The organism is Mesorhizobium sp. WSM4845, from assembly GCF_055811455.1.
Window position 1 is genome coordinate 13,975 of record NZ_JBVVQA010000029.1, and the last position, 24,337, is coordinate 38,311.

The 24,337-nt window shown below is 62.4% G+C and carries 23 protein-coding genes; 5 read left to right on the top strand and 18 right to left on the bottom strand.

The window, feature by feature from the left end:
* Positions 1 to 15: 15 nt before the first annotated feature.
* Entirely contained in the window at positions 16 to 573 is a 558-nt protein-coding gene (locus tag AC0L2C_RS26380; RefSeq protein WP_027151699.1) for an SH3 domain-containing protein, read from the top strand.
* A 183-nt stretch (positions 574 to 756) separates the two neighbouring features.
* Here AC0L2C_RS26380 and irrA read toward each other — a convergent pair whose 3' ends face one another.
* Positions 757 to 1,188: an iron response transcriptional regulator IrrA gene (gene irrA, locus AC0L2C_RS26385; RefSeq protein ID WP_027151698.1), complete on the bottom strand. Its 432-nt coding sequence runs from the start codon at positions 1,186 to 1,188 to the stop codon at positions 757 to 759.
* A gap of 243 nt (positions 1,189 to 1,431) precedes the next feature.
* Here irrA and fabA point away from each other — a divergent pair, with 243 nt between their 5' ends.
* The 3 genes from fabA (at position 1,432) to fabI (ending at position 4,124) form a co-directional block, all read left to right on the top strand.
* Positions 1,432 to 1,950 carry a 3-hydroxyacyl-[acyl-carrier-protein] dehydratase FabA gene (gene fabA, locus AC0L2C_RS26390; protein WP_023802127.1) on the top strand — a complete coding sequence of 173 codons (519 nt, stop codon included), beginning with the start codon at positions 1,432 to 1,434 and terminating at the stop codon, positions 1,948 to 1,950.
* 128 nt (positions 1,951 to 2,078) lie between these two features.
* Entirely contained in the window at positions 2,079 to 3,299 is a 1,221-nt protein-coding gene (gene fabB / locus AC0L2C_RS26395) for a beta-ketoacyl-ACP synthase I (RefSeq protein WP_287364326.1), read from the top strand.
* A 12-nt stretch (positions 3,300 to 3,311) separates the two neighbouring features.
* A complete protein-coding gene (fabI, locus tag AC0L2C_RS26400) occupies positions 3,312 to 4,124 on the top strand; it encodes an enoyl-ACP reductase FabI (protein WP_023802125.1) in 813 nt (270 codons plus the stop codon).
* A 41-nt stretch (positions 4,125 to 4,165) separates the two neighbouring features.
* Here fabI and AC0L2C_RS26405 read toward each other — a convergent pair whose 3' ends face one another.
* The 10 genes from AC0L2C_RS26405 to rimP form a co-directional block, all read right to left on the bottom strand.
* Positions 4,166 to 5,179, bottom strand: coding sequence for a class I SAM-dependent methyltransferase (locus AC0L2C_RS26405; protein ID WP_287067264.1), 1,014 nt, complete (start codon positions 5,177 to 5,179; stop codon positions 4,166 to 4,168).
* A 91-nt stretch (positions 5,180 to 5,270) separates the two neighbouring features.
* Positions 5,271 to 7,418: a polyribonucleotide nucleotidyltransferase gene (gene pnp, locus AC0L2C_RS26410; RefSeq protein ID WP_023802123.1), complete on the bottom strand. Its 2,148-nt coding sequence runs from the start codon at positions 7,416 to 7,418 to the stop codon at positions 5,271 to 5,273.
* A 406-nt stretch (positions 7,419 to 7,824) separates the two neighbouring features.
* A complete protein-coding gene (rpsO, locus tag AC0L2C_RS26415) occupies positions 7,825 to 8,199 on the bottom strand; it encodes a 30S ribosomal protein S15 (RefSeq protein WP_274609416.1) in 375 nt (124 codons plus the stop codon).
* A 77-nt stretch (positions 8,200 to 8,276) separates the two neighbouring features.
* Entirely contained in the window at positions 8,277 to 9,371 is a 1,095-nt protein-coding gene (gene corA / locus AC0L2C_RS26420; protein WP_128169861.1) for a magnesium/cobalt transporter CorA, read from the bottom strand.
* Positions 9,372 to 9,414: 43 nt separating this feature from the next.
* On the bottom strand, positions 9,415 to 10,377 hold the full coding sequence (gene truB, locus AC0L2C_RS26425) for a tRNA pseudouridine(55) synthase TruB (RefSeq protein WP_473524802.1): 963 nt from the start codon (positions 10,375 to 10,377) through the stop codon (positions 9,415 to 9,417).
* Positions 10,377 to 10,814 (bottom strand): 30S ribosome-binding factor RbfA, encoded by a 438-nt coding sequence (gene rbfA, locus AC0L2C_RS26430; protein ID WP_128169859.1) that lies wholly within the window; start codon positions 10,812 to 10,814, stop codon positions 10,377 to 10,379. Before rbfA ends, truB begins: the two co-directional genes overlap by 1 nt.
* A gap of 225 nt (positions 10,815 to 11,039) precedes the next feature.
* Entirely contained in the window at positions 11,040 to 13,607 is a 2,568-nt protein-coding gene (gene infB / locus AC0L2C_RS26435) for a translation initiation factor IF-2 (RefSeq protein WP_023802118.1), read from the bottom strand.
* Entirely contained in the window at positions 13,604 to 14,254 is a 651-nt protein-coding gene (locus AC0L2C_RS26440; protein ID WP_091599993.1) for an RNA-binding protein, read from the bottom strand. The genes infB and AC0L2C_RS26440 overlap by 4 nt, the downstream gene beginning before the upstream one ends.
* A 38-nt stretch (positions 14,255 to 14,292) precedes the next feature.
* Positions 14,293 to 15,888 (bottom strand): transcription termination factor NusA, encoded by a 1,596-nt coding sequence (nusA, locus tag AC0L2C_RS26445; RefSeq protein WP_023802116.1) that lies wholly within the window; start codon positions 15,886 to 15,888, stop codon positions 14,293 to 14,295.
* 47 nt (positions 15,889 to 15,935) lie between these two features.
* Positions 15,936 to 16,580: a ribosome maturation factor RimP gene (gene rimP, locus AC0L2C_RS26450; RefSeq protein ID WP_473524803.1), complete on the bottom strand. Its 645-nt coding sequence runs from the start codon at positions 16,578 to 16,580 to the stop codon at positions 15,936 to 15,938.
* Between the two features lie 321 nt (positions 16,581 to 16,901).
* Between rimP and AC0L2C_RS26455 the strand changes: the two genes are divergently transcribed.
* The gene (locus tag AC0L2C_RS26455) at positions 16,902 to 17,066 is read left to right on the top strand and encodes a hypothetical protein (protein WP_095517012.1); all 165 of its coding nucleotides are present in this window, start codon (positions 16,902 to 16,904) and stop codon (positions 17,064 to 17,066) included.
* An 81-nt stretch (positions 17,067 to 17,147) separates the two neighbouring features.
* Here the strand turns inward: AC0L2C_RS26455 and trmB are convergent, their stop codons facing one another.
* The 7 genes from trmB to AC0L2C_RS26490 form a co-directional block, all read right to left on the bottom strand.
* Positions 17,148 to 17,849 carry a tRNA (guanosine(46)-N7)-methyltransferase TrmB gene (gene trmB / locus AC0L2C_RS26460; RefSeq protein ID WP_091599999.1) on the bottom strand — a complete coding sequence of 234 codons (702 nt, stop codon included), beginning with the start codon at positions 17,847 to 17,849 and terminating at the stop codon, positions 17,148 to 17,150.
* Between the two features lie 26 nt (positions 17,850 to 17,875).
* Positions 17,876 to 19,189 (bottom strand): methionine adenosyltransferase, encoded by a 1,314-nt coding sequence (metK, locus tag AC0L2C_RS26465; protein ID WP_287175352.1) that lies wholly within the window; start codon positions 19,187 to 19,189, stop codon positions 17,876 to 17,878.
* A 328-nt stretch (positions 19,190 to 19,517) separates the two neighbouring features.
* Positions 19,518 to 19,937 carry a helix-turn-helix domain-containing protein gene (locus tag AC0L2C_RS26470; RefSeq protein ID WP_023802110.1) on the bottom strand — a complete coding sequence of 140 codons (420 nt, stop codon included), beginning with the start codon at positions 19,935 to 19,937 and terminating at the stop codon, positions 19,518 to 19,520.
* Between the two features lie 140 nt (positions 19,938 to 20,077).
* A complete protein-coding gene (lnt, locus tag AC0L2C_RS26475; RefSeq protein ID WP_473524804.1) occupies positions 20,078 to 21,670 on the bottom strand; it encodes an apolipoprotein N-acyltransferase in 1,593 nt (530 codons plus the stop codon).
* Positions 21,671 to 21,850: 180 nt separating this feature from the next.
* Positions 21,851 to 22,675: an alpha/beta fold hydrolase gene (locus AC0L2C_RS26480; protein ID WP_128174036.1), complete on the bottom strand. Its 825-nt coding sequence runs from the start codon at positions 22,673 to 22,675 to the stop codon at positions 21,851 to 21,853.
* An 86-nt stretch (positions 22,676 to 22,761) separates the two neighbouring features.
* Entirely contained in the window at positions 22,762 to 23,172 is a 411-nt protein-coding gene (locus tag AC0L2C_RS26485; RefSeq protein WP_287175354.1) for a VOC family protein, read from the bottom strand.
* A gap of 87 nt (positions 23,173 to 23,259) precedes the next feature.
* Positions 23,260 to 24,333, bottom strand: coding sequence for a hemolysin family protein (locus AC0L2C_RS26490; RefSeq protein WP_023802107.1), 1,074 nt, complete (start codon positions 24,331 to 24,333; stop codon positions 23,260 to 23,262).
* Positions 24,334 to 24,337 lie beyond the last annotated feature (4 nt).

Sequence of the window (24,337 nt, forward strand, 5' to 3'; positions counted from 1 at the left end):
CGAAAGGGAACGAAAGTGTCTGGTTTCGCGTCGCTCCGCCTGGCCCTCAGCGCAGCATTTCTCGGCGCTCTGCTTTATTCCCCGGATGTGGCGGCACAGAATGCGGCAGCACCGACCCAGAGCGTCACGCTCGGGCCGAGCGGCCTGCCGCTGCCGCGCTTCGTCAGCCTGAAGGCCGGCCGCGTCAACTCCCGCGTCGGACCAGGCGTCAACTATTCCGTCGACTGGATGTATATGAAGCCCGGCCTGCCGATGGAGATCATCCAGGAATTCGACACCTGGCGTCGGGTGCGCGATGCCGACGGCTCGGAAGGCTGGATCAACCAGTCGCTGCTTTCAGGTCGCCGCACGGCGATCGTAGCACCCTGGCAGCGCGGCAAAGATGCCCGAATCAACCTACTCGACGACCCGCAAAAGGATGCCGGCATCGTCGCAATCGTCGAGCCTGGCGCCATGGGCACGATCAAGTCCTGTGACGGCCAGTGGTGCGAAATGACCTTCAGTGGCCACACCGGCTGGCTCGCCCAGTCGCTGGTCTGGGGCGCCTATCCGGGCGAACGGGTCAAGGACTGACCTCTTCTTGCCGGTTCGGGATGATGGTCCAACGCATGTCGCGCAAAAGTGCGCAGCGGTTTTGCGACAACGACATGCGTAAAAACAACAACCTGAAGCGCGTCGCATGAGGCCGGCCAAACGCGACGCGCTTTAGAGGCCGATACAGGCGAAACGGTATCTCGCCGCCTTATAAAGAGCGGATCAATCGGAGCGTTTGGGGCGCAGCCTCACCACGATATCGACATTGGCGATCTCCATGCCCTCCGGCGGCTCCGGCAGGTTGGAAACCGTGACAGGACCGCTGGCGATGTCAAAAATCCTGTTTTCGCCCTCAATGTAGAAATGATGGTGATCGGAGGTGTTGGTGTCGAAGTAGGTCTTCGACCCCTCGACGGCCAGGATGCGCAGGAGGCCCGCCTGGGTGAATTGATGAAGGGCGTTGTAGACGGTGGCGAGCGATACCGGCACGCCGGCGGCGATTGCCTCCTCGTGCAGTTCCTCGGCCGACAGATGGCGGTCGCCTTTGGCAAAAAGCAGATCGGCCAGCGCAATGCGCTGACGCGTCGGCCTCAGGCCAGCTTCGCGAACCCGCTTGTCCACAGCGACATTTTCCTTCCGGCAGCCCAGATCCATCTATCCATCCAAGCTCAAGTTTCGCCTCAAAACCTGTCCAGAACGGCAAAAAACCAACATTGACTGAACCTGGACATCCCCCGACATATATTCTGTCGGCCGAATACGATCAATAGCGCGCATTGACCCCGGCAGGCGGGCGGGTTAAGCGCAAACGCCGGTTTCCGCCCTGAAATAGATTGTGTTAGGAAACCAACGACAAGGGCGCGCTACCGCCCGGACGATTATTGGGGACGGAGACTGATGGCGGTTTCGAAATCCAGCTACGATTACGAGGAACTGCTTGCCTGCGCCCGCGGCGAGCTGTTCGGACCTGGAAACGCCCAGCTCCCCTATCCGCCGATGCTGATGTTCGACCGCATCACCGAAATCAGCGAGACCGGCGGCGCCTTCGACAAGGGCTTCATCCGCGCCGAATTCGACATCAAGCCGGACCTGTGGTTTTTCGCCTGCCACTTCATCGGCAACCCGATCATGCCGGGGTGCCTGGGCCTCGACGCCATGTGGCAATTGACGGGATTCTACCTTGGCTGGCTCGGCGAGCCGGGCAAGGGCATGGCGCTGTCGACCGGCGAAGTGAAATTCAAAGGCATGGTGACGCCGTCGGTCAAGAAGGTAGAATATGGCGTGGATTTCAAGCGCGTGATGCGCGGCCGGCTGGTGCTGGGTATCGCCGATGGCTGGCTGAAGGCGGATGGCGAACCCATATACGCAGCAACGGATCTCAAGGTGGGTCTGTCGAAGCAATCGGCTGCCGCCTGACCGGCGCCTGCGCAGCGCGGCGAGTCCGCGGGAGGCGCAAAGGAAGCTGTAGAACTTAATTTGCGCATCCTTGTCCGGCAGGTTTCGGTCCGGCAGGTTTCGGGTTCACGCGCTGGAAGGAGTTGCGAATGAGACGGGTCGTAGTTTCGGGCCTCGGCATCGTGTCGTCGATCGGCAACAATGCCAACGAGGTGCAGGCCTCGCTGCATGATGCCAGATCCGGCATCAGCTTCTCGGATTCCTTCGCCGAACACGGCTTCCGCTGCCAGGTCTGGGGAGCGCCGACGCTCGACCCCACCGCGCTGATCGATCGCCGCGCCATGCGCTTCCTGTCGCAAGGTGCGGCCTGGAACCATGTCGCCATGGAACAGGCGATCGTGGACGCTGGACTTGGCGAGAACGACATCACCAATGAGCGCACCGGCATCGTCATGGGATCGGGCGGACCATCGACCAGAACCATCGTCGAGGCCGCTGAAACCACGCTCAAGAACGGCAGCCCCAAGCGCATCGGCCCGTTCGCGGTGCCGAAGGCGATGTCGTCGACCGCTTCGGCGACGCTCGCCACCTGGTTCAAGATCCACGGCGTCAATTATTCGATCTCTTCGGCCTGCTCGACCTCGGCGCATTGCATCGGCAATGGCTACGAACTGATCCAGTGGGGCAAGCAGGACATGGTCTTCGCCGGCGGCCATGAGGATCTCGACTGGACGATGTCGGACCTGTTCGACGCGATGGGCGCCATGTCCTCCAAGTTCAACGACCGGGCATCGGCTGCCTCGCGCGCCTATGACGTCGATCGCGACGGCTTCGTCATTGCCGGCGGCGCCGGCGTGCTGGTGCTGGAAGAACTCGAGCACGCCAAGGCGCGCGGCGCCAAGATCTACGCCGAGGTCGTCGGCTATGGCGCGACCTCGGACGGCTTCGACATGGTGGCGCCCTCGGGCGAAGGCGCGGTGCGCTGCATGCGGCAGGCGTTGGCGACCGTCTCTTCGCCGGTCGACTACATCAACACGCACGGCACCTCGACGCCGGTCGGCGACTCCAGGGAGATGGGCGCGATCCGCGAGGTGTTCGGCGAAAACATGCCGTTCATCACCTCGACGAAATCGCTGACCGGCCACTCGCTCGGTGCGGCCGGCGTGCAGGAATCGATCTACTCGATCCTGATGATGCAAGGCGGATTCATCGGCGAGAGCGCCCACATCGAGCAGCTCGATCCGGAATTCGAGGGTATGCCGATCGTGCGAGAGCGCATCGACGATGCCAGGATCGACACCGTCCTGTCCAACTCGTTCGGTTTCGGCGGCACCAACGCAACGCTGATTTTCCAGCGCTATTCCGCATAAGGACTGCCAACCATGGACGGATTGATGAAGGGCAAGCGCGGGCTTGTCATGGGTGTCGCCAACGACCATTCGATCGCCTGGGGCATCGCCCGGAAACTGTCCGAACATGGGGCGGAACTCGCCTTCACCTATCAGGGCGAAGCCTTCGGGCGCCGGGTCAAGCCGCTCGCCGACAAGCTCGGCTCCTCGCTGGTCGTGCCTTGCGACGTCGAGGACAGCGCGTCAGTTGCCGCCACCTTCGAGACCTTGGGCGAGGCCTGGGGCGGGCTGGACTTCGTCGTGCATGCCATCGGCTTTTCCGACAAGAACGAGCTGAAAGGCCTTTACGCCGACACCAGCCGCGACAATTTCGTCCGTACCATGGTCATCTCCTGCTATTCCTTCACCGAGGTCGCCCGTCATGCAGCCGCGCTGATGAAGGACGGCGGCTCGATGATCACGCTGACCTATGCCGGTTCGGTCCGCGTCATGCCGAACTACAACGTCATGGGCGTCGCCAAGGCCGGGCTTGAAGCCAGCGTCCGCTACCTCGCCAACGACTACGGCCCGCGCGGCATCAGGGTGAACGGCATATCCGCCGGACCGGTGCGGACACTGGCCGGCGCCGGGATTTCCGACGCACGCCACATGTTTTCTTACCAGCAGCGCAACTCGCCGCTGCGCCGCACAGTGACCATCGACGAAGTCGGTGGTTCCGCGCTCTATCTGCTGTCCGACCTGTCGTCGGGCGTCACCGGCGAAATCCACTATGTCGATTCCGGCTACCACATCGTGTCAATGCCGGCGCTCGACGAGCTGAAGCGGACCGACAGCGGACGAGAGTAATTTCGGCCGCAGAAGATGCCGTTGTCCGCGTGAACCAGCCTTCAGCGGCGCGCCGCGAAAACCTTGAACATGCCGTCGCGGGCGATCTCGGCATGGCTGGAGAAGGCGGCCGCCAGCACCGGCTCGTAGGGAAGCTGGCGGTTCGCCACCATGAACAGCCGCCCGCCCGGCTTCAGCGCCTTTGCCGCGGCGCGGATCATGCCGGCGCCGATCTCGGGCTCGGCCGCCCGGCTGCGATGGAAGGGCGGGTTCATGGCGATGGCGTCATAGCGCCGCTCGACCGGCTCGCTCAAAAGATCGATCCAGAAGAAATTGGGTTCCGCCGCTGTGTTGCCGATATTGCCTTTCGCCGCCTCCAGCGCATCGAACTCGGCCTCGTAGAGATCGAGCGCCGATATGCCAGGTGAGCGGGCGGCGATTTCGGCCGCCACATAGCCCCAGCCGGCGCAGAAATCGGCAACGCTGCCACGCAGATCGCCGGGCAGATTGTCGACCAGCAATCTCGAACCTGCATCGATCTTGTCGAAAGAGAACATGCCTGGCGCGGTGCGGAACCGGGCCTCGAGCAGAAGGGCTGGATTGGCGGCGCGAAGCGCTGCCGCGACCGCAGCATCGGCCGGTCGATGGAACCAGAAGGCGATGCCGTGATGTTTCGGCAAATGGCCATCGAGCGGCACAAGCTCGTCGATGCGCTTGCGCAGGCTGGCAATGCCATCGTCCTTGGCGCCGGCAACGACAATCGATCCGCCCGGCCTCACACACTCGATCGCCTCGGCAATGCGCAATTCGTTTTGCCCGCGATGACGGCCGGCAAGCACCAGTGCCGCATCGAAACCTTCGCCCTGCAGGCGCGGCGTGACGGTGAAACCGGCCGCCTGCAGCGCGCGAAAGTGCGGCCGGAAGCCTCGCACCAGATGCAGTGCTGCATCAAAACCTTCGGGCAGGCGGAAGCCCGGCTCAGCGCCGAGAAAGAGGACACGCTCGCCCTTGCGCGGCAAGGTAACAGCCTCGGCCTCGAACGGATGGAACAGTGTCTTCAGCGGCTCGGCGGACATTTTTCGATCTCGAAGTGCAGCTGGCTTGTCCAGAAAATGAAAACGGGCGCGACCTGTCGGCGCGCCCGTTTTGATTGTACGGTCAGATCGCTCAGGCGGCGTCTTCTTCGCCGTCGGCCTTCTTGTCGCGGGCGATTTCCTTGCCGGTGGCCTGGTCGACGACCTTCATCGACAGACGGACCTTGCCGCGCTCATCGAAACCCATCAGCTTGACCCAGACCTTGTCGCCTTCCTTGACGACGTCCGAAGTCTTGGCGACGCGATCATTGGCGAGCTGCGAGATGTGGACGAGGCCGTCACGCGGACCGAAGAAGTTGACGAAAGCGCCGAAGTCGGCGGTCTTGACGACCGTGCCCTCGTAGATTTCGCCGACTTCCGGCTCGGCGACGATGGTGTGGATCCACTTCTTCGCCGCCTCAATCTCCTTGGCGTTGGACGAAGCGATCTTGACCGTGCCGTCGTCCTCGATGTTGATCTTGGCGCCGGTCTTTTCGACGATCTCGCGGATGACCTTGCCGCCCGAGCCGATCACGTCGCGGATCTTGTCGGTCGGGATGTGCATGACCTCGATGCGCGGCGCGAATTCGCCGAGTTCGGAGCGCGCGCCGGACAGCGCATGGCCCATTTCGCCGAGGATATGCTGGCGGCCGTCCTTGGCCTGATCCAGTGCGATCTTCATGATCTCCTCGGTGATGCCCTCGATCTTGATGTCCATCTGCAGCGAGGTGATGCCGTTGGCGGTGCCGGCAACCTTGAAGTCCATGTCGCCGAGATGGTCCTCGTCGCCGAGGATGTCGGAGAGCACCGCGAAGCGCTCGCCTTCCTTGATCAGACCCATGGCGATGCCGGCGACCGGCTTGGCCAGCGGCACACCGGCATCCATCAGCGCCAGCGAGGTGCCGCAGACGGTAGCCATCGACGACGAGCCGTTGGACTCGGTGATCTCCGAGACGACGCGCAGCGTGTAGGGGAACTGGTCCGATGTCGGCAGCATCGGGCGGATCGCGCGCCAGGCGAGCTTGCCGTGGCCGATTTCGCGGCGGCCGGGCGAACCCATGCGACCGGTTTCACCGACCGAATAGGGAGGGAAGTTGTAGTGAAGGAGGAACTTCTCCTTGTACATGCCGGTCAGCGAATCGACATACTGCTCGTCCTCGCCGGTGCCGAGCGTGGCGACGACCAGCGCCTGGGTCTCGCCGCGGGTGAACAGCGCCGAGCCGTGGGTGCGCGGCAGGACGCCGACTTCGGAGACGATCTTGCGAACCGTCTTCAGATCGCGGCCGTCGATGCGCGAACCGGTGTCGAGGATGTTCCAGCGCACGACCTTGGCCTGGAGCTCCTTGAACACGGTGCCGATCTGCTCGGACGTATACTTGGCTTCTTCGCCTTCGGCGGGTGCGAACGCAGCCTTGACCTTCGCCTTGACGGCGTCGACGGCGGCATAGCGCTTCTGCTTGTCGGTGATCTTGTAGGCATCGCGAAGCTCGCCTTCGACGATCTTCAGCATCTCGGCTTCAAGCGCCGAATAATCCGGCGCGGTGAAGTCACGCGGATCCTTGGCGGCGACTTCTGCCAGCTTGATGATGGCGTCGATCACCGGCTGGAAGCCGCGATGGCCGAACATGACGGCGCCGAGCATCAGATCCTCGCCGAGTTCCTTGGCTTCGGACTCGACCATCAGCACGGCGTCGGAGGTGCCGGCGACGATCAGGTCAAGCTTGGATTCCTGCATCTCGTCGACATGCGGATTGAGCACATATTCGCCGTTGATGTAGCCGACGCGGGCGCCGCCGATCGGACCCATGAAAGGGACGCCGGACAGCGTCAAAGCCGCCGAGGTGGCGACGATCGACAGGATGTCCGGGTCGTTTTCGAGATCATGCTGGACGACGGTGACAACGATCTGCGTGTCGTTCTTGTAACCGTCAGCGAAGAGTGGGCGGATCGGACGGTCGATGAGACGGGAAACCAGCGTTTCCTTTTCGCTCGGACGGCCTTCGCGCTTGAAATAGCCGCCCGGGATCTTGCCGGCGGCATAGGTCTTTTCCTGGTAGTTGACGGTCAGCGGGAAGAAATCGAGGCCCGGTTTTGGTTCCTTCATCGAAACGACGGTGGCGAGAACCTTGGTTTCGCCGTAGGTGGCGAGCACCGCGCCGTCAGCCTGGCGCGCAATCTTGCCGGTTTCGAGGATGAGCGGACGGCCGCCCCATTCGATTTCCACTTTGTGGTGATTGAACATGTCTTGTCCTTCATATGCGGAAAGGGCCGCGCCATTTCACCGTGCGCGAGTGCCCCTTTCCCTTGGCTTCGTTTCTCGGGCAGCCACGGGCAAGACAACGGGAAGCTCGGGTAAATCCGGCGCGGGTGCCGCGCGAGCGTCCTGCAATCCTGCCCCATGACCGTCCATGGGCGGTTTCGAATGGCCCTGTGCTATATCGAAACCGGGTCTGGCCAATCGATCCGACTGGCCTTGCGCATGACCCGAAAACCGCGGCTCTCGGAAATGCCTTGCGCAAATTCAAAGTTTCAGAGCGTCCCATGTGCGCGTCCAAATCGAAGCGCGGCGCTCTACTTCCTTCATTGGAGCAACGGACTGCTCCAATGCGCGACCGGCGGGCTCTCGAAAGAACCCGCCGGTCAATTCGTCAACGGCGCAGACCGAGCTTCTCGATCAGCGTCTGATAGCGCGCGTCGTCCTTGCGCTTGAGATAATCAAGCAGGCTGCGGCGCTGGGAGACGAGAGCGAGCAGACCACGGCGGGAATGGTTATCCTTCTTGTGGTCCTTGAAATGGTCGGTCAGGTTCTTGATGCGCTCGGAAAGGATGGCCACCTGGACTTCCGGAGACCCGGTATCGCCCTTAGCGGTTGCGAATTCACCCATCAATTCCTTCTTGCGCTCGGCAGTAATCGACATCGTGTTTTTCCTTATCTGTTTGAGGAAACGGGACGCCCTCGGCCGGGATGTCGTCCAGCAGGGGCCGGTACAAGCAACGTGGCATTGCACGATGCTGCGGCGCATATAGGGCAATTCAGGCAAAAACACCAGCCCAATTCACAAGCCGGCTTTTTGCTGCACAAACGAAGATTTCGCCTCGGCTAAAGCCACTTCTTCCATCTGAAGAAGGCGACAAGCACGAGCGCGACAACGGCCATGAACACCAGCGCTGCCGGATAGCCGTATTGGGCCTTCAGCTCCGGCATGTTCCATGGCGAGGCTTCGGGGTCGAAGTTCATGCCCCACACGCCAGCGAGAAAGGTGAGCGGGATGAAGATCACCGAGACGATCGTCAGATAGCTGATGACGTCGCTGGTGCGTGCCTGACTCAGCGACAGATGCATCTCGATCAGACCGGTCAGCATGTCGCGCTGGGTTTCGACCAGTTCGATGAGCCGAAGCGAGTGATCGAGCGTGTCGTTCAGGAAGATCTTGGTCTCTGGCTTGACGTAGGGCACGTCGTTGCGGATCAGCGTCGCCAGCGCGTCGCGCATCGGCCAAAGCACCCCCTTCAGCACGTTGGCGTCGCGCCGCAACTCGTGAAGCCGCCGCATCTGGTGCTTGTCCGCCGCGCGCAGCATCTGGTCCTCGATGCTGTCGACCAAGTCGCCGGCGGTCTCGATCGGCGGGAAATAACTGTCGACGATGGCGTCGATCAGCGCATAGGCGAGATAGTCGGCGCCGCGTGAGCGCAGCCGGTTGGGCATCGAGCTTTCGATGCGCTTGCGCACGGGATCGAACGGATCGCCTTCGCGCTCCTGGAAGGTGACGACGAAGTTCCTGCCGAAGAAGACCGCGATCTGCTCGTAACGATGCGCGGTGACGTCGTCGATCATCCTGACGACGACGAAGGCATGGTCCTCGAAGAAGTCCACCTTCGGCCGCTGGCCGGTGTTGACGACGTCTTCCAGCGCCAGCGGATGCAGGCTGAAAATCCGGCCGATCTCCTCGATCAGCGGGATGTTGGCGAGACCGGTGCAATCGAGCCAGATGACCGGCCATGCGTTGCAATGAGCATTCAGGTCGTTGATGCTGGCATCTTCGATTGTCTCGAATTTGTCGGGCGACATCAGTGTCAGTCGCAGTTCGCTGCGCCGCGCCGCAGGGTCGGCGATCAGTGTGCCTGGTGATGCGCCGATCGGTGGCCGCCGTGCTGTCACCGGCGCCCGCTTCCTGATCGTCTCGGCCTTTGCCATGTGCCCCTCGAATGTACCTCTGATCGAGATTAGACGAGGGGGCTCAGCCGGCAAAGACCCGCTTCGGCTTGAACATGCCTTGCTCGATGGCGCCGATGGCGACCAGCTTGCCGCGCGCCGTGGCGCAGGCTTCCTCGGCTTCCACCGGCGCGTCGCGGCCACGGATGATGACCGGGTTGCCGAGGCGGATTTTTGTTGCCGCGTCGTCGCTGATCGCGATCTGCGGCAGGCAGTCGAGCGCGGCTGACGTGTCGACCAGAAACGCGTCGATGGCGTCGAAGTCGACCGGCACCGTGTCCGCTGAATCCGAACCCTCATCGGGCTGTTCGCCGAAGCGGGCGGCTTCCAGCTCGGCGATGGTGACGAAGTCTTCCTGCGTGAACGGCTCGACCTCGATCCGGCGCAGTTCGGCGATGTGACCGAAACAGCCGAGATCGCGGCCCATGTCGCGGGCCAGCGAGCGGACATAGGTGCCCTTGCCGCATTCGACCTCGAAAATGGTGCTCTCAGCACTGTGCTCGATCAGGTCGAGGCGGCCGATCTCGACTTCCCGCGCCGGAATGTCGACCGTCGCGCCGTCGCGGGCAAGATCATAGGCGCGCTCGCCTGCGATCTTGATGGCCGAAAATTGCGGCGGTGTCTGCAGGATGACGCCGGTGTATTTCGGCATCAGCAAAAGCACATCGGCTTCAGCCGGACGCTGCTCGGAGCTTTTCGTCACCGGCCCTTCGAGGTCATCGGTCGAACGCTCCTCACCCCAGGCAACCGTGAAGCGGTAGACCTTGGCGCCATCCTGGACATAGGGGACGGTCTTGGTCGCTTCGCCGAGCGCGATCGGCAGCATGCCGGAAGCGAGCGGGTCGAGCGTGCCGGCATGGCCGGCCTTTTCCGCCTGGAACAGCCATTTGATCTTGGAGACGGCTTCGGTCGAACCCATGCCGACGGGTTTGTCCAGCACCAGCCAGCCGGAGATCGGCCGACCCTTCTTCTTGCCGCGACGCGCCACTATTTTTCGTCCTTGTCGTTGTCTTTGTTCTGGTCGCCGATCTGGGCGTCTGGGCCGAGATCGCGCGCCACCTCGGGCGAGTGCAACAATTCGTTGATCTTCTGGAAATTGTCGTAGCTGGTGTCGAGCCGGAAGCGGAATTCCGGCATGTACTTCATCTGCCGGAGCGCGCCGGAAACGCGGCCGCGCACGAATTTCGCATGCTTGTTGAGCGCCTCGACCACCGCATCGGCATCACTGGCGCCAAGCGGCGAGACGAAAGCCGTGGCGATCTTCAGATCGGGCGACATGCGCACCTCCGAGACCGAAACCACCGAATTCTCGATCAGCGGATCGAGGATCTCGCCACGTTGCAAGGTTTCCGACAGCGCATGCCGCACCTGCTCGCCGACGCGAAGCATGCGCTGGGATGGACCTGACGTGGTTGAACGGGGCATTTTTCTCTATCCTGAAATCATGAGGCACGGGATGGGACCGCGCCGCATGTCTCATATGCTTTAAAGCCTGATCCATCCCGATAGAAATCGGAATGGATCAGGCTCTATTTTTTGTTGACCATGATCTTCTCCGAATACCGGATACCACTTTTCGGATCATGGTTTAGGCGGCAGCCTTTCGACCACCGCCCGGTCTGTAAATGCTCGAACTCAAGTTGCTCGAACTCAGAGCGTCCTGGTCACCATTTCGACGCGGAAGCACTCGATGACGTCGCCGACGCGCATGTCTTCGTAGTTCTGGAAGGCCATGCCGCATTCCTGGCCACCCGGAACCTCCGCAACTTCGTCCTTGAAGCGCTTCAGCGTCTTCAGCGTGCCTTCGTGGATGACGACGTTGTCGCGGATCAGGCGAACGCCCGCACCGCGCTCGACCTTGCCTTCGGTGACACGGCAGCCGGCGATCTTGCCGACCTTGGTGATGTCGAAGATCTCAAGGATCTCGGCATTGCCAATGAAGGTCTCGCGACGCTCCGGCGACAGCAGGCCGGACAGCGCCGCCTTCACGTCATCCACAAGGTTGTAGATGATCGAGTAGTAGCGGATCTCGATGCCTGCAGCCGCGGCCGCCGCACGCGCCTGCACATTGGCGCGAACGTTGAAGCCGATGATTGCGGCGCCGGAGGTTTCCGCCAGCGAGACATCGCTTTCGGTGATGCCGCCGGCGCCTGCATGAACAATGCGCGCACGCACCTCGTCGGTGCCGAGCTTGTCCAGCGCCGCGCTGATCGCCTCGATCGAGCCCTGCACGTCGCCCTTGATGACCAGCGGGAATTCCTTCAGCCCGCTCGTCTGCAGTTGCGACATCATCTGTTCGAGCGAACCACGCTGGCCGGCATGCTTGGCCACCGCCTTCTCACGCGCCAGACGCTGGCGATATTCGGTGATCTCGCGGGCGCGGGCCTCGTTGTTGACGACGGCGAAGCGGTCGCCGGCCTGCGGGGTTCCCTGCAGTCCGAGCACTTCCACGGGCATCGCCGGCGGCGCTTCCTTGATCTGCCCGCCGCGGTCGTTGACCAGCGCGCGCACCCGGCCCCATTCGTTACCGGCAACAAGGATGTCGCCAGGCATCAGCGTGCCGGTCTGGACCAGCACCGTGGCTACGGGGCCGCGGCCCTTGTCGAGTTGGGCTTCGATGACGACGCCCTCGGCGGTGCGGTCCGGATTGGCCTTCAGGTCGAGGATTTCGGCCTGCAGCAGGATTGCTTCGAGTAGCTTGTCGAGATTGGTGCCCTTGGTCGCCGACACTTCGACGTCCAGCACCTCGCCGCCCATCGATTCGACGAAGACTTCGTGGCGCAGCAGTTCCGAGCGCACCTTCTGCGGGTCGGCGTCATGCTTGTCGATCTTGTTGATCGCCACAATGATCGGAACGCCGGCCGCCTTGGCATGGCTGATCGATTCGATCGTCTGCGGCATCACGCTGTCGTCGGCCGCCACTACCAGGATGGCGATGTCGGTCGCCTGAGCGCCACGGGCGCGCATCGCCGTGAAGGCGGCGTGGCCAGGCGTGTCGATGAAGGTGATCTTGTTACCGTTCTTCTCGACCTGATAGGCGCCGATATGCTGGGTGATGCCGCCGGCCTCGCCGGACACAACATTGGCATTGCGGATGGCATCGAGCAGCGACGTCTTGCCGTGATCGACATGGCCCATGATGGTCACCACCGGCGGACGCGGCTCGAGATCCTCGGGACGATCGGCGATGTTGAAGAGGCCTTCCTCGATGTCGGACTCGGCGACGCGGCGAACCGTGTGGCCGAATTCGGTAGCGACCAGTTCGGCCGTGTCGGCGTCGATGACGTCGCCCGGCTTCAGGATCTGGCCCTGTTTCATGAAGAACTTGACCACATCGACGGCGCGCTCGGACATGCGCTGCGCCAGTTCCTGGATGGTGATGGTTTCGGGAAGTATCACTTCGCGCATGACTTTCTCGCGCGGTTCGTTATGCAGCGCGCGCTTGAATTTCTCCTGGCGCCGACGCATCGACGACAGCGAACGCGCCCGCGCATCCTCATCGGAAAGTGCGGCATTCAGCGTCAGCTTGCCGCGGCGGCGATCTTCCTCGCCCTTGGTCGGCTTGGCCGGACGCGCCACTTCCGGCGTGACCGGACGGCGCACCGGGGCGCCGGCGCCGGTCCGCTTCGGCTTGATGTCCTCGTCGTCGACTGTCGCCAGTTCGGCGGTCAGCGGCGCGCGGCGGCGCGCCTCTTCCTCGGCACGCCGGCGGGACTCGGCCTCGGCCTGCAGCCGGGCTTCTTCCTCGGCCTGGCGGCGCGCGGACTCCTCGCGCTCGCGACGGCGGCGCTCTTCATCCTCGGCGCGGCGCTTGGCCTCGTCGATGGCGCGCTGGCGATCCTCGACGTCGCGCACCTTCGAACCCTCAAGGGCCCGGCGGCGCGCCTCCATTTCATCGCGCGACAATTGGTTCAGCACCATGCCGCCGCGTTCGACCGGCGGCGGAGGCGGCGGCGCCTTGGGCGCTTCCTGCACAACCGGCGCTGCCGCGACCGGTGGCTTCGGCGTGAAGACGGACACAGGGGCAGCAGCCGGCTCCGGCTTGTCACCGGGCAGCGAGAACTTGCGCTTCTTGGTCTCGACCACGACCGCCTTGGTGCGGCCATGCGAGAAGCTCTGGCGCACGGTGCCCTGTTCCGTACCGGGGCGCTTCAGCGTCAAAGTCTTCTTCGGCGTAACACTCAACGTCTTGTCGTCGCCCGATTTCGTATCGCTCATTCCATATCCTCTGCGGCATCATCTTCGTCAGCAACGGCCGCAAGCATTGCCAGATCGTCCGGGGAACCGCCCCGATACCGGTCGAGCGCAACCATGCGCTTCTGGACCGCCCTGCCCGCGTCTCCCGCGAGAACGGCAGCATGTATCACATTTGTACCCCCCAATGCCAAGCTCAACTCGGCCTCGGAGAAAAGTTTGTAGGCAAGGATGGCGGGGCCACCGAGGTGGACGGTTGCCCGTCGCGCCTGGCTGATCTTGCGGACGCCGTCATCTGACGCCTCGGTCGCATGCAACACGAAAAGCGCCAGCCCGCCACGCACCGCGCTCTCGACCTTGGTGGCGCCGAGCGCGATCGCGCCTGCCTTGCGGGCAAGACCGAGCATGCCCAGAGCGTATCTGGAAAGCAGCCCGTCGACCATGTCGCCGAGATCGGTCGGCACGGTCACCTGCGCCTTGAAGGCGCGAGCGAACAGGTTTTTCGCTGCCGCCTTGTCGATATGTAGGCGGTCGGCAGTCACCCAGCAACCGCGTCCGGGCAGGTTTTTCTTGATATCCGGAACGACGGCCGAATCCGGGCCGACGACGAAACGGATCAGTTCATCCGGTTCGGCCTGTTTGCGCGTGACGATGCAAGTGCGATCGTTCATCTCGTCCAAGGGCGGCTTGTGTGCGATGCGGTTTCACCTCACGCACCAACGGCTTCGTCAGCCGGCACGTCTTCGGCTGCAAGCTCGTCTTCGGTGATCCAGCCGGCCTTGAGGCGAGCAGCCAGAACCATCTGTTCAGCATCGGCCCGCGACACGCCGTGATTGGCGAGCACGCCCGGGAATACCTTCGTCTCGCCGTCCTTGCGTTCCTTCCAGCCGGTCAGATCATCGGCTGCATAGCCGGCGAAATCCTCGATCGTCTTCACGCCATCCTCGCCGAGCGTCACCATCATGGCGGTGGTCACGCCTGGAATCTCACGCAACTCGTCCTTGACGCCGAGCGCCTTACGCTTCTCGTCATGCTCGGCTTCGATCTTCTCCAGATATTCGCGGGCGCGAGCCTGGATTTCCGAGGCGGTGTCCTCGTCGAAGCCATCGATCGACGCGATCTCGTCGGCATCGACATAGGCGACTTCCTCGACGCTGGTGAAGCCTTCGGAGGCGAGCACCTGGCCGACCATCTCGTCGACGTTGAGCGCATCCATGAACAGAGCCGAGCGTTCGACGAACTCCTTCTGGCGTCGCTCGCTCTCTTCCTGCTCGGTCAGGATGTCGATATCCCAGCCGGTGAGCTGCGAGGCGAGCCGGACGTTCTGGCCGCGGCGGCCGATGGCCAGCGACAGCTGGTCGTCCGGCACCACGACCTCGATGCGTTCGGCGTCCTCGTCGAGCACGACCTTGGCGACTTCCGCCGGCTGCAGCGCGTTGACGATGAAGGAAGCGGCCGAAGGCGACCACGGAATGATGTCGATCTTCTCGCCCTGCAATTCGCCGACCACCGCCTGAACGCGGCTGCCGCGCATGCCGACACAGGCGCCGACCGGATCGATGGAACTGTCACGCGAGATGACGGCGATCTTGGCGCGCGAACCCGGATCGCGGGCGACCGACTTGATCTCGATAATGCCGTCGTAGATTTCCGGCACTTCCATGGTGAACAGCTTCGCCATGAACTGCGGATGGGTGCGCGACAGGAATATCTGCGGACCGCGCTGCTCGCGGCGCACGTCATAGACATAGGCGCGGACGCGATCGCCATATTTGTAATTTTCGCGCGGGATCAGCTCGTCGCGACGGATTATCGCCTCACCGCGGCCGAGATCGACGATGACGTTGCCGTATTCGACGCGTTTGACAGTACCGTTGACGATCTCGCCGATACGGTCCTTGTACTCGTCGTACTGGCGGTCACGCTCGGCCTCGCGCACCTTCTGCACGATGACCTGCTTGGCCGACTGGGCGGCGATGCGGCCGAAATCCATCGGCGGCAGCTGTTCGGCAATGAAGTCGCCGAGCTGGGCGTCGGGATTGCGCTCACGCGCCGAGGATATGGCGATCTGCGTCGCATAGTCGTCGACCTTCTCCACCACTTCCATCAGCCGCTGCAGCTTCATCTCGCCGGTATTGGGATTGATGTCGGCACGGATGTTGGTTTCCTGGCCATAGCGCGAGCGCGCCGCCTTCTGGATCGCATCGGCCATGGCGGCGATGACGATCGACTTGTCGATCGACTTCTCACGCGCGACCGCATCGGCGATCTGCAGCAGTTCAAGCCTGTTGGCGCTTACAACCATCTTTTTCTCCCGAGCTTGTTGCCGAGCCGTTGCGCCCGGCAGCCCAATCACATTTCCTGTTCGGTTTCATCTTCCACGCCCGCTTCAACGCCCTCTGGCGCGTGTTCGGGCTCGCCGCGGCGCTTCTTGGCTTCCTTGCGCGCCCTGTTGTCCTTCGACAGTGCGTCGCGGATAAGGTCGTCGGTCAGGATCAGCCGTGCTTCGGCAATCGCATCGTAGGGCACACGCACCGTCGGCTGTTCGCCATAAGCCGCCTTGTCGCGCTCGATCAGCACGCCGTCCGCGTCGCTCTCGGCAATCTTGCCCTTGAAGCGCTTGCGGTCGGCGACGAGGACCGAGGTTTCCATCTTCACCAGATGACCCGTCCAGGTCGCGAAATCCGACTTGCGGACCAACGGCCGGTCGATTCCCGGCGACGACACTTCGAGATGATACGCCTTTTCGATCGGATCATCGACATCAAGCGCCGGCGACACCGCCCGGCTGACCTCTTCGCAATCCTCGACGGTCATGGTGCCGTCCTCGCGTTCGGCCATGATCTGCAGCGTCAGCCCGTTCTGGCCCGTCAGATGCACCCTGACAAGGCGGAAGCCAATGGCACGCAGAACCGGCTGCACGATCAGCGCGATGCGCGCATCGATGCCGCTTTCGCGGATGATGCGGTCGTCGCTGTCGGGTACCGTTGCCGTCATTCTATTCCTGTCGCTTCGTCGGCGGCCGGAAGGTAACAAAAAAGAGCGGGACCGGGTGGACCCACTCTTCGCCATACCGACCAAGAATTTGAGCCTGATATAGACGATCGCAGCCGTCGTTTCAAGCCCGCATGCAGTCCGTGTCGGTAAGCAGATGAATCGTCCGCATGCAGGGTGGGCGAAACTGTCGGGGGCGGCAGCGTTGCACAGGGCGCATGGCGGCCATGCGCCAACGTCCCTGTGATATCAGGCAGTACGCGCCTATCTATGTTGCGTTGCACAAAATCAATCACGCATTGCAGCAGGCGAAAGGGCATAATCATGACCAACCGCAAGGTTTTCTCGGCCATCGGCGATTTCTTCACCGTCTTCGGCAGCGCCGTCGCCGCTTCGCACGCCGTCGAAGCCGGCCGCAAGCCGCGCGCACGCGATCTGCGCAATCTCGGCATGGATCCGGCCGCCTTCAACAAGATCGGCCGCTTCTAAGTCTAAGTCCGGCGACGCAGGGACGAGGACATCTCTGGTCCTCGTCGACGGCAAAGTGCGCTAGGCGCGCTTTGAATAGGACTATCTTCGGACGAAGGTGAGGTAGGCTGGCCGCCGGCCTTCGCGAACGGCCTTCGCCTCGTAGCGTGTACCCGGCCAACCCTTATAGGGCCGCTGCCAGTCGGCTGCCTCTTCAGCCTGCCACGCAAACGCTTCATGTGCCCGGCAGTGCAGCAGCGTCCAGTTCACATAGCTATCGATATCGGACGCAAAGCGGAATGTTCCGCCTGACTTCAGCACGCGCGCGAAACGGTCGAGATTGACCGGACTGACGAAGCGGCGCTTCCAGTGTTTCTTCTTCGGCCAGGGATCGGGATAGAGAAGGTCGATGCCGTCGAGCGAGGCTTGCGGGAGCCAGTCGAGCAGGCGCGTGGCGTCGTCGTCATAGACCCGAAGATTGGCAAGCGGCCGTTCCCTGACCGCCATCATCATCTTGGCCATGCCGTTGACGAAAGGCTCGACGCCGACAAAACCGGTCTCAGGAGCCGCCGTCGCCCGATGCAGCAGGTGCTCGCCGCCACCAAAACCAATTTCGAGATGAATGGCGCGGACATCGGCTTCGAACAGGCTGCGCAAGTCGGCCGGCGGTCCGGCCGTCAGATCAAGCCGGTAAGTGCTAAAACCGCTTTCCAGTGCCGCTGCCTGCTGCGGACGGATGGCCTTGCCGCGCCGGCGACCGAAAAATGCTTCGGTCGCACGGCTTGGCCGGTCTTTCGGATCCATGTCTTCCGGATCTATGGACGCCGCGGCTAGGCCGCGACTGCTTCGGCAGGCGCTTCGGCGAGTGCGTCCTTCAGAGCCTTGGCGAGGTCGGTCTTTTCCCAGGAGAAGGACCCGTCGCGGCCGGCCTTGCGGCCGAAATGACCATAAGACGACGTCTTGGCATAAATCGGCTTATTGAGATCGAGATGGCGGCGGATGCCGGACGGCGACAGATCCATCACGGTGCGCAGCGCCTGCTCGAGCTTTGCCTCATCGACCCTGCCGGTGCCGTGCAGGTCGACATAGACCGACAGCGGCTGGGCCACGCCTATGGCGTAGGAAAGCTGGATGGTGCAGCGATCGGCGAGCTTCGCCGCCACCACGTTCTTGGCGAGGTAGCGGGCCGCATAGGCCGCGGAACGGTCGACCTTGGTGGTGTCCTTGCCGGAAAAAGCCCCGCCGCCATGAGGCGCAGCACCGCCGTAAGTGTCGACGATGATCTTGCGCCCGGTCAGGCCGGCGTCGCCGTCGGGCCCGCCGATGACGAACTTGCCTGTCGGGTTGATGTACCAGTTGCAGCTGTCGGCGATCTTCAGGTCGCCCAGCGCCTCGCGAATATAGGGTTCGACGACGTTGCGAACCTTCTTCGAATCCCAGTTGGCGTCGAGATGCTGGGTGGACAGCACGATCTGCGTCACTTCCGCCGCCTTGCCGTCGATATAGCGGACGGTGACCTGGCTCTTGGCGTCCGGCCCGAGCCGGCCGGCATCGCCGTTGCCTTCATGGCGCGCGGCGGCCAGCAGTTCGAGGATCTTGTGGCTGTAGTAGATCGGCGCCGGCATCAGATCCGGGGTCTCGCGGCAGGCATAGCCGAACATGATACCCTGGTCGCCGGCCCCTTCCTCGCCTTGCCGGTCGGAGGCATTGTCGACGCCCTGGCCGATATCCGGCGACTGGCCATGCAGCAGAACCTCGATCTTTGCCGTCTTCCAGTGGAAACCAGCCTGTTCATAGCCGATTTCGCGGATCGCCTTGCGGGCGGCCGACTTGAACTTGGCCGGATTGACGAGCGGATGACCGGCGGCATCCATCAGGATGTTGCCGCCCTTGTCCTTCTTGAGCAGGGTCTCGGGGACGCGCACCTCGCCGGCGATGACGACGCGATTCGTGGTCGCCAGCGTTTCGCAGGCGACGCGGACCTTCCAGGGGTCCATGCCGGTCTTTCTGGCCTCGCGATAGACCAGATCGACGATCTCGTCGGAGATACGGTCGCAGACCTTGTCGGGATGACCCTCGGCAACGGATTCCGAGGTGAATAGATAGTTTTGCCGCGTCACGGGTGTCCCCTCTTGAAAAATCATCGGCACGCTGCCGATTGGCGCGCCACGTGTTAGCTGTGTCGAGCAGCGCTCGTCAAGCGGTGGGCACCATTATGTTGTACCACTTTGACCGCCGGCAGGAGGCCGCCAGCCTGCTTGGCTCCAGCACGTGCTTTAGCTTCAACACGTTGATGGAGAAAGACTTTGAGCATGGCTGTCGAGCAAAATCGATCCGCCCTCCTGCACGCCTGCGGGATGTAAATTCCACGATGCGCGAGATCGCAAGAAATTGCCTGCCCGCAATGACGGCTTCGCTATCTTCGACTTTTCAACCGCTACCCAATCAATCGACCCAGACCAATCTGCGTAATCAATCGACTGCGTCGGAGGAAAGGGCCTTCACAAGCTCGATAACCTTGCGGCGTATCTTCACGTCGGTGATCTTGACGAAGGCCCGGTTGAGTTGAAGACCTTCAGGACTGCCGCAGAATTCGACGGCAGAAGCCATTGATGCATCCTCGGCAAATCCGCGGTTGCCCACGGCCTCCTGGCCCGGCGCGTCCTCGAAAAAGAAAGCGACGGGCACACCCAGTATCGAGGCGATTGCCTGCAAACGGCTGGCGCCAACGCGATTGGTACCCTTTTCGTATTTCTGTATCTGCTGAAACGTTATACCGAGGTTCTCGCCCAGCTTTTCCTGGCTCATTCCCAACATATTGCGACGAAGCCTGATGCGACTTCCCACATGGATGTCGATAGGATTCGGCTTCTTCTTGTTTTCTTCTGCCATTTTTTCCTCGCCGAATTTTTCCGGCTTTTTGTGTTTTTTCTGCCCAAAACGAAGCCGGCGGCCAGTGCCCCAACAGAACCGACGTGCTGACTTCGAGAAATTTCAGGCGGTTACAGTATGAGTTTCTAATGTGTCGACTGTCAATTCGCCCGTAGCCGTTGCCTTACATTCATTGTGAAAGCGGCGAGAGCGAACAGCAACATGATCATCAGTCCATTAATGCGTCTTTGGCTGGAAGAAACGATGGCTCGATTGGAAATCGGCACGTGGACATCGATGGCTCCGCGGGCGTCGATTGCCAGCGCGTCAAGGATGTGTCCGCGCGGATCGACGACAGCGGAAATGCCGTTATTGGCTGCACGCAACAATGGCACCCCGTTCTCCACCGCACGAATCTGCGCCTGCCTGAAATGCTGGTACGGACCCGGCGTGTCACCGAACCACGCGTCGTTCGTGACATTCACAATAAGCTCAGCTGACGTTGCGTCAACCGCCACCAGATCGGGAAAGATGACTTCGTAGCAAATGAACGGAAGCACACGGATGCCGCCGGGCAACGCGATCGGGTGCCGCTCATTGCCCGCCGCGTAGGTTGTCGGCCCGGCGACGAGTTGTTTGAGCCCCAAGCGGCCAAGCAGGTCGGCAAAAGGCAGATATTCGCCAAAGGGCACCAGATGAACCTTGTCGACTGCATCGGCGATTTGACCCTTGTCGTCGATTGCCACCACCGAATTGTAGTACCGCCTGTCGGCATCTTCCGCCGACCCGCCTTCCTCCCGGACGACGCCGGCGATCAGCGTCTGGCCGTCGCCAAGCATCTCTCCCAGCGCGGTCAGCGCATCGGGACGTTCGGCGAAAAAAAACGGCACGGAGGTTTCCGGCCACAGGATCAATTGCGGCTTGGCATGACCATTCTCTGGCGCCTTGGCCGAAAGCCCCATCAGTGTAGCGAAGATCCGGTCGGGCACTGAAGGGTCCCACTTTTCGCTGAGGTCGACGGCCGGCTGCACGATGCGGACGTCGATTGCGCGGGTTGCGGGTTCGACCTTGGCAGCAAGCCTGACAGAGCCGAAGCCGACATGGGCCGCGACGAGAACGGCAGCCAGTGCACCCCCCAGGCGGACATGCCGGCGCGCCGCAAGCAGGGCCGGCAAGGCAAAGACGAAGACCGCCAGCGCGTTGATGCCGACCATGCCGGTCACCGACACGCTCTGCATAAGCAGGGGCACCGGCATCGCCGCGTAGCCGACGGCATTCCAGGGAAAGCCGGTGAACAGAAAGTCGCGCAGCCATTCCGCCAAGCCGAAGCCGAAGGCAAGGGCGGCGATGCGGCCGATGTCGTTGCTCCACAGCAGCCGGGCAACCGCTGTCGCGAAGCCATAGAAAAAGGCGAGCGCCATCGGAATTCCGACCACTGCGAAGGGAAGCGCCCAGGCGAAACTGTCGGCCTCGACTAGGAGTGCTGAGCCGATCCACCACAATCCGGCGAGAAAATAGCCGAAGCCGAACCACCAGCCGACGGCGAAGGCCGGCCGCAAATGCCGGAACCAGCCATCGGAGGCTTCGCCGGTTGCGCCGTCGAGGAGCCAGACCAGCAGCGGAAACGAAACGAAACAGACGGCGAAGAAATCATAAGGCGCCTGGGCAAGAACCGCCAGCGCACCGGCAAGAAACGCCACAAGCGCGCGGCGCCAGCCCCACAGCAGAATTATCCGGCCGGCCAGGCGCTTCATCGATGCTTCCGAGTCGTGCGAATCACGGCAGAAGATTTATCAGGCCGCAGTCCACGCTCCAAACGGCCATGCTTCAGCCAGACTGCCGGATTAGGTCTGCTGGATAGGTGGGGCGACTGACGCCGGCAAGATAAGTGTCGCATGTGAATTGTCGCGCAGACCGCACGTGCCGGTGTATCACTATAATGCGCGTGATAGAAATGCGTTCAGCCGCTCCAGCACGAGATCCGGGGCTTCGAGCTGAGGCAAGTGACCGACGCCAGGTAATGTTTCGAACGATGCCTGCGGGATCAGCGCATGAAGCGCTTGGCCTCGCTCCAGCGGGATCCATGGATCGTCCTTGCCCCAAATTATCTTTACCGGACACCTGATATCACCGAACGCCGGCTCGACTTCGGCGGTATATTTTTCGTCGGCTTGCGCGAATTGCCGATAGAAGCTTCCTCGTCCCTCCTCGGCAAGCCACGGCTCGACAAGTTTCTCGAAATCTCCGGGCGCGATGTCATTTACGATCGCCCCCTTGATATATGCTTCCACGAGCGCTCTGTGGATATGCGGCGGCAGCCCCAGAAAGGCATCCACATGGCGACCGACATGATCGAAGAACTCCGATCCCCAAGGGCGCATGGCGACGACATTCATCAGGACATACCGCTCGAAGTCGCAGCCATGCAGCAAATGCGCCCGTAGCGTCGTCGCTCCGCCGAAATCATGGGCAACAACGGTGGGCTGCTCAAGGTCCCAATGCGCGAGCATCTCGGCGAATACTTCTCCTTGCACATCGAGTGAGGTGCGCTGCTCCGCGCCTTTGTCGGATCGCCCGTATCCGGGCATATCGTACCAGTGGACACGATACCGCCTTGCAAGATCTGGAATAATCCGATGCCATGAGAACGAAGACCACGGCCAGCCGTGAGCCAGCACAAGCGCGGGTCCACTACCAAATTGACCCGCTGCCACAGCGCCCGCGGATGTTTCCACGGTCTCATCGAGTTTCCACGACATCAGACATTCTCCTAGTACTCAGGACAGCGTCCGAATTGGTTCGCAAACCATGTAGTTCGAGACCGCTTCCCACCCATTGCTGAAATTCAGCCCGAGGATTCTAGTCGGTGCCAGCCTTCAATCTGCAGATCGCCCAGCCGTTCAGCCTCCTCGCGTGGAACAACGCGTACGGTCTGGGAAAATGTCCAGACGTGACCTTCAGGATCGCGCGCCCTGTACTGCCGTTCACCGTAAAACTGGTCAGCCGGCTCCTGGACGAGTTCGGCTCCCGCCGCCCTTGCACGATCGCAGTGGGAATCTAGGCCGTCCTTGAGGCGCACATAAACCGACTCCGTGTTCTTGCCGGCGACCGACGCGGGACTGGCTACATGGTCGGCCCATTCGGAATCGACGATCATATAGCCGTCACCGAACCGCATCTCGGAATTGAGCCTGTCATCAGCGTCGCTGACCACCATGCTCGGCTCGAAGCCGAAAGCCTTTTCAAGCCAGATCAAGGCGGCGCGCGTTCCTGTAGAATATGCCGGACCCCAAGGTTGAGCGCTTGAACGGATCGTCGACCATCATCGGGCGAGCGGCGTCTTTCAAGCCTGCTCGGCGCGGACGGCGCGCCGCCGGCGCTCGCTTTTCTGGGTCTCCACGATGCGCACACGCTTGACGCGGCGTGGATCGGCGTCGAGCACATGGAATTCGAAGCCGGGGATGGCCTGCACCACTTCGCCGCGTGCAGGGACCCGGCCAAGCGTGTTGAAGATCATGCCGCCGATCGTGTCGACATATTCGCCATGCTCGCCGGCGGCAAAATCCTCGCCGATCATCTTGGCGACATCGTCGATCTCGGCCTTGCCGTCGACGACGAACACGCCCTCGCCGGTCTGGGTGATCATCGGCTCGTCCTCGTCGTGCTCGTCCTCGATGTCGCCGACCACCATCTCGACGATATCCTCGAGCGAGACCAGACCATCGGTGCCGCCATATTCGTCAATGACCAGCGCCATCTGGGTGCGCATCGCCTGCATGCGCCCCATCAGGTCGGAGGCGAGCATCGACGGCGGCACGAAAAGCACCGGGCGGATCAGGGTCAGGTCGCCGATGGTGCGCGTGAGATCGACCTTGGCGAGATCGAGAAGCGTGGCAGGGGCGGCTTTCCTGGTCGTCCTGCTCTTTCTGACGCGGGCCAGCTTGGTGATGTGAGCGAGCACGTCCCGGATGTGGACCATGCCACGCGGGTCGTCGAGCGTCTCCGAATAGACCGGCATGCGGGAATGGCCGGACTGCTCGAACAGTCCCAGAAGATCGCCCAGGTTCGTCGTGATCTCGACCGCCTCGATGTCGGCGCGCGGCACCATGACATCCTCGACGCGAACCTCGCGCAGGCGCAGAATGTTGTTGAGCATGGCCCGTTCGCCGGGCGAAAAGGCGCCGGCATCGCTCGCCGTTTCGGCAAGCGCGTCGGCGATCTCCTCGCGCAGGCTGGTGCCGTTGCGCTGCCTGAACAGGCCGAGCACGCGATCGAACAGGGAAGGACCGGCAGGCGATGGCTCGCTGGCGAAGCTGCCGGTCGTGGTACTCGGACTAGAGTCCTCTTCCGTCTGTTCGGATGGCTTGGTCGCACTGCCGGCGTCTGGGTGGGCGGCAGTCTCTGGTTTGTCGTTCATCGTC

Coding starts and splice junctions, on each gene's coding strand:
- AC0L2C_RS26470 (WP_023802110.1), bottom strand. CDS start 19,937: ATGGCAGAAGAAAACAAGAAGAAGCCGAATCCTATCGACATCCATGTG.
- AC0L2C_RS26455 (WP_095517012.1), top strand. CDS start 16,902: ATGACCAACCGCAAGGTTTTCTCGGCCATCGGCGATTTCTTCACCGTC.
- metK (WP_287175352.1), bottom strand. CDS start 19,189: ATGATTTTTCAAGAGGGGACACCCGTGACGCGGCAAAACTATCTATTC.
- nusA (WP_023802116.1), bottom strand. CDS start 15,888: ATGGTTGTAAGCGCCAACAGGCTTGAACTGCTGCAGATCGCCGATGCG.
- AC0L2C_RS26405 (WP_287067264.1), bottom strand. CDS start 5,179: ATGTCCGCCGAGCCGCTGAAGACACTGTTCCATCCGTTCGAGGCCGAG.
- irrA (WP_027151698.1), bottom strand. CDS start 1,188: ATGGATCTGGGCTGCCGGAAGGAAAATGTCGCTGTGGACAAGCGGGTT.
- lnt (WP_473524804.1), bottom strand. CDS start 21,670: ATGAAGCGCCTGGCCGGCCGGATAATTCTGCTGTGGGGCTGGCGCCGC.
- AC0L2C_RS26440 (WP_091599993.1), bottom strand. CDS start 14,254: ATGAACGATCGCACTTGCATCGTCACGCGCAAACAGGCCGAACCGGAT.
- infB (WP_023802118.1), bottom strand. CDS start 13,607: ATGAGCGATACGAAATCGGGCGACGACAAGACGTTGAGTGTTACGCCG.
- AC0L2C_RS26480 (WP_128174036.1), bottom strand. CDS start 22,675: ATGTCGTGGAAACTCGATGAGACCGTGGAAACATCCGCGGGCGCTGTG.
- AC0L2C_RS26490 (WP_023802107.1), bottom strand. CDS start 24,333: ATGAACGACAAACCAGAGACTGCCGCCCACCCAGACGCCGGCAGTGCG.
- rimP (WP_473524803.1), bottom strand. CDS start 16,580: ATGACGGCAACGGTACCCGACAGCGACGACCGCATCATCCGCGAAAGC.
- fabA (WP_023802127.1), top strand. CDS start 1,432: ATGGCGGTTTCGAAATCCAGCTACGATTACGAGGAACTGCTTGCCTGC.
- fabB (WP_287364326.1), top strand. CDS start 2,079: ATGAGACGGGTCGTAGTTTCGGGCCTCGGCATCGTGTCGTCGATCGGC.
- corA (WP_128169861.1), bottom strand. CDS start 9,371: ATGGCAAAGGCCGAGACGATCAGGAAGCGGGCGCCGGTGACAGCACGG.
- fabI (WP_023802125.1), top strand. CDS start 3,312: ATGGACGGATTGATGAAGGGCAAGCGCGGGCTTGTCATGGGTGTCGCC.
- rpsO (WP_274609416.1), bottom strand. CDS start 8,199: ATGCGCCGCAGCATCGTGCAATGCCACGTTGCTTGTACCGGCCCCTGC.
- trmB (WP_091599999.1), bottom strand. CDS start 17,849: ATGGATCCGAAAGACCGGCCAAGCCGTGCGACCGAAGCATTTTTCGGT.
- rbfA (WP_128169859.1), bottom strand. CDS start 10,814: ATGCCCCGTTCAACCACGTCAGGTCCATCCCAGCGCATGCTTCGCGTC.
- pnp (WP_023802123.1), bottom strand. CDS start 7,418: ATGTTCAATCACCACAAAGTGGAAATCGAATGGGGCGGCCGTCCGCTC.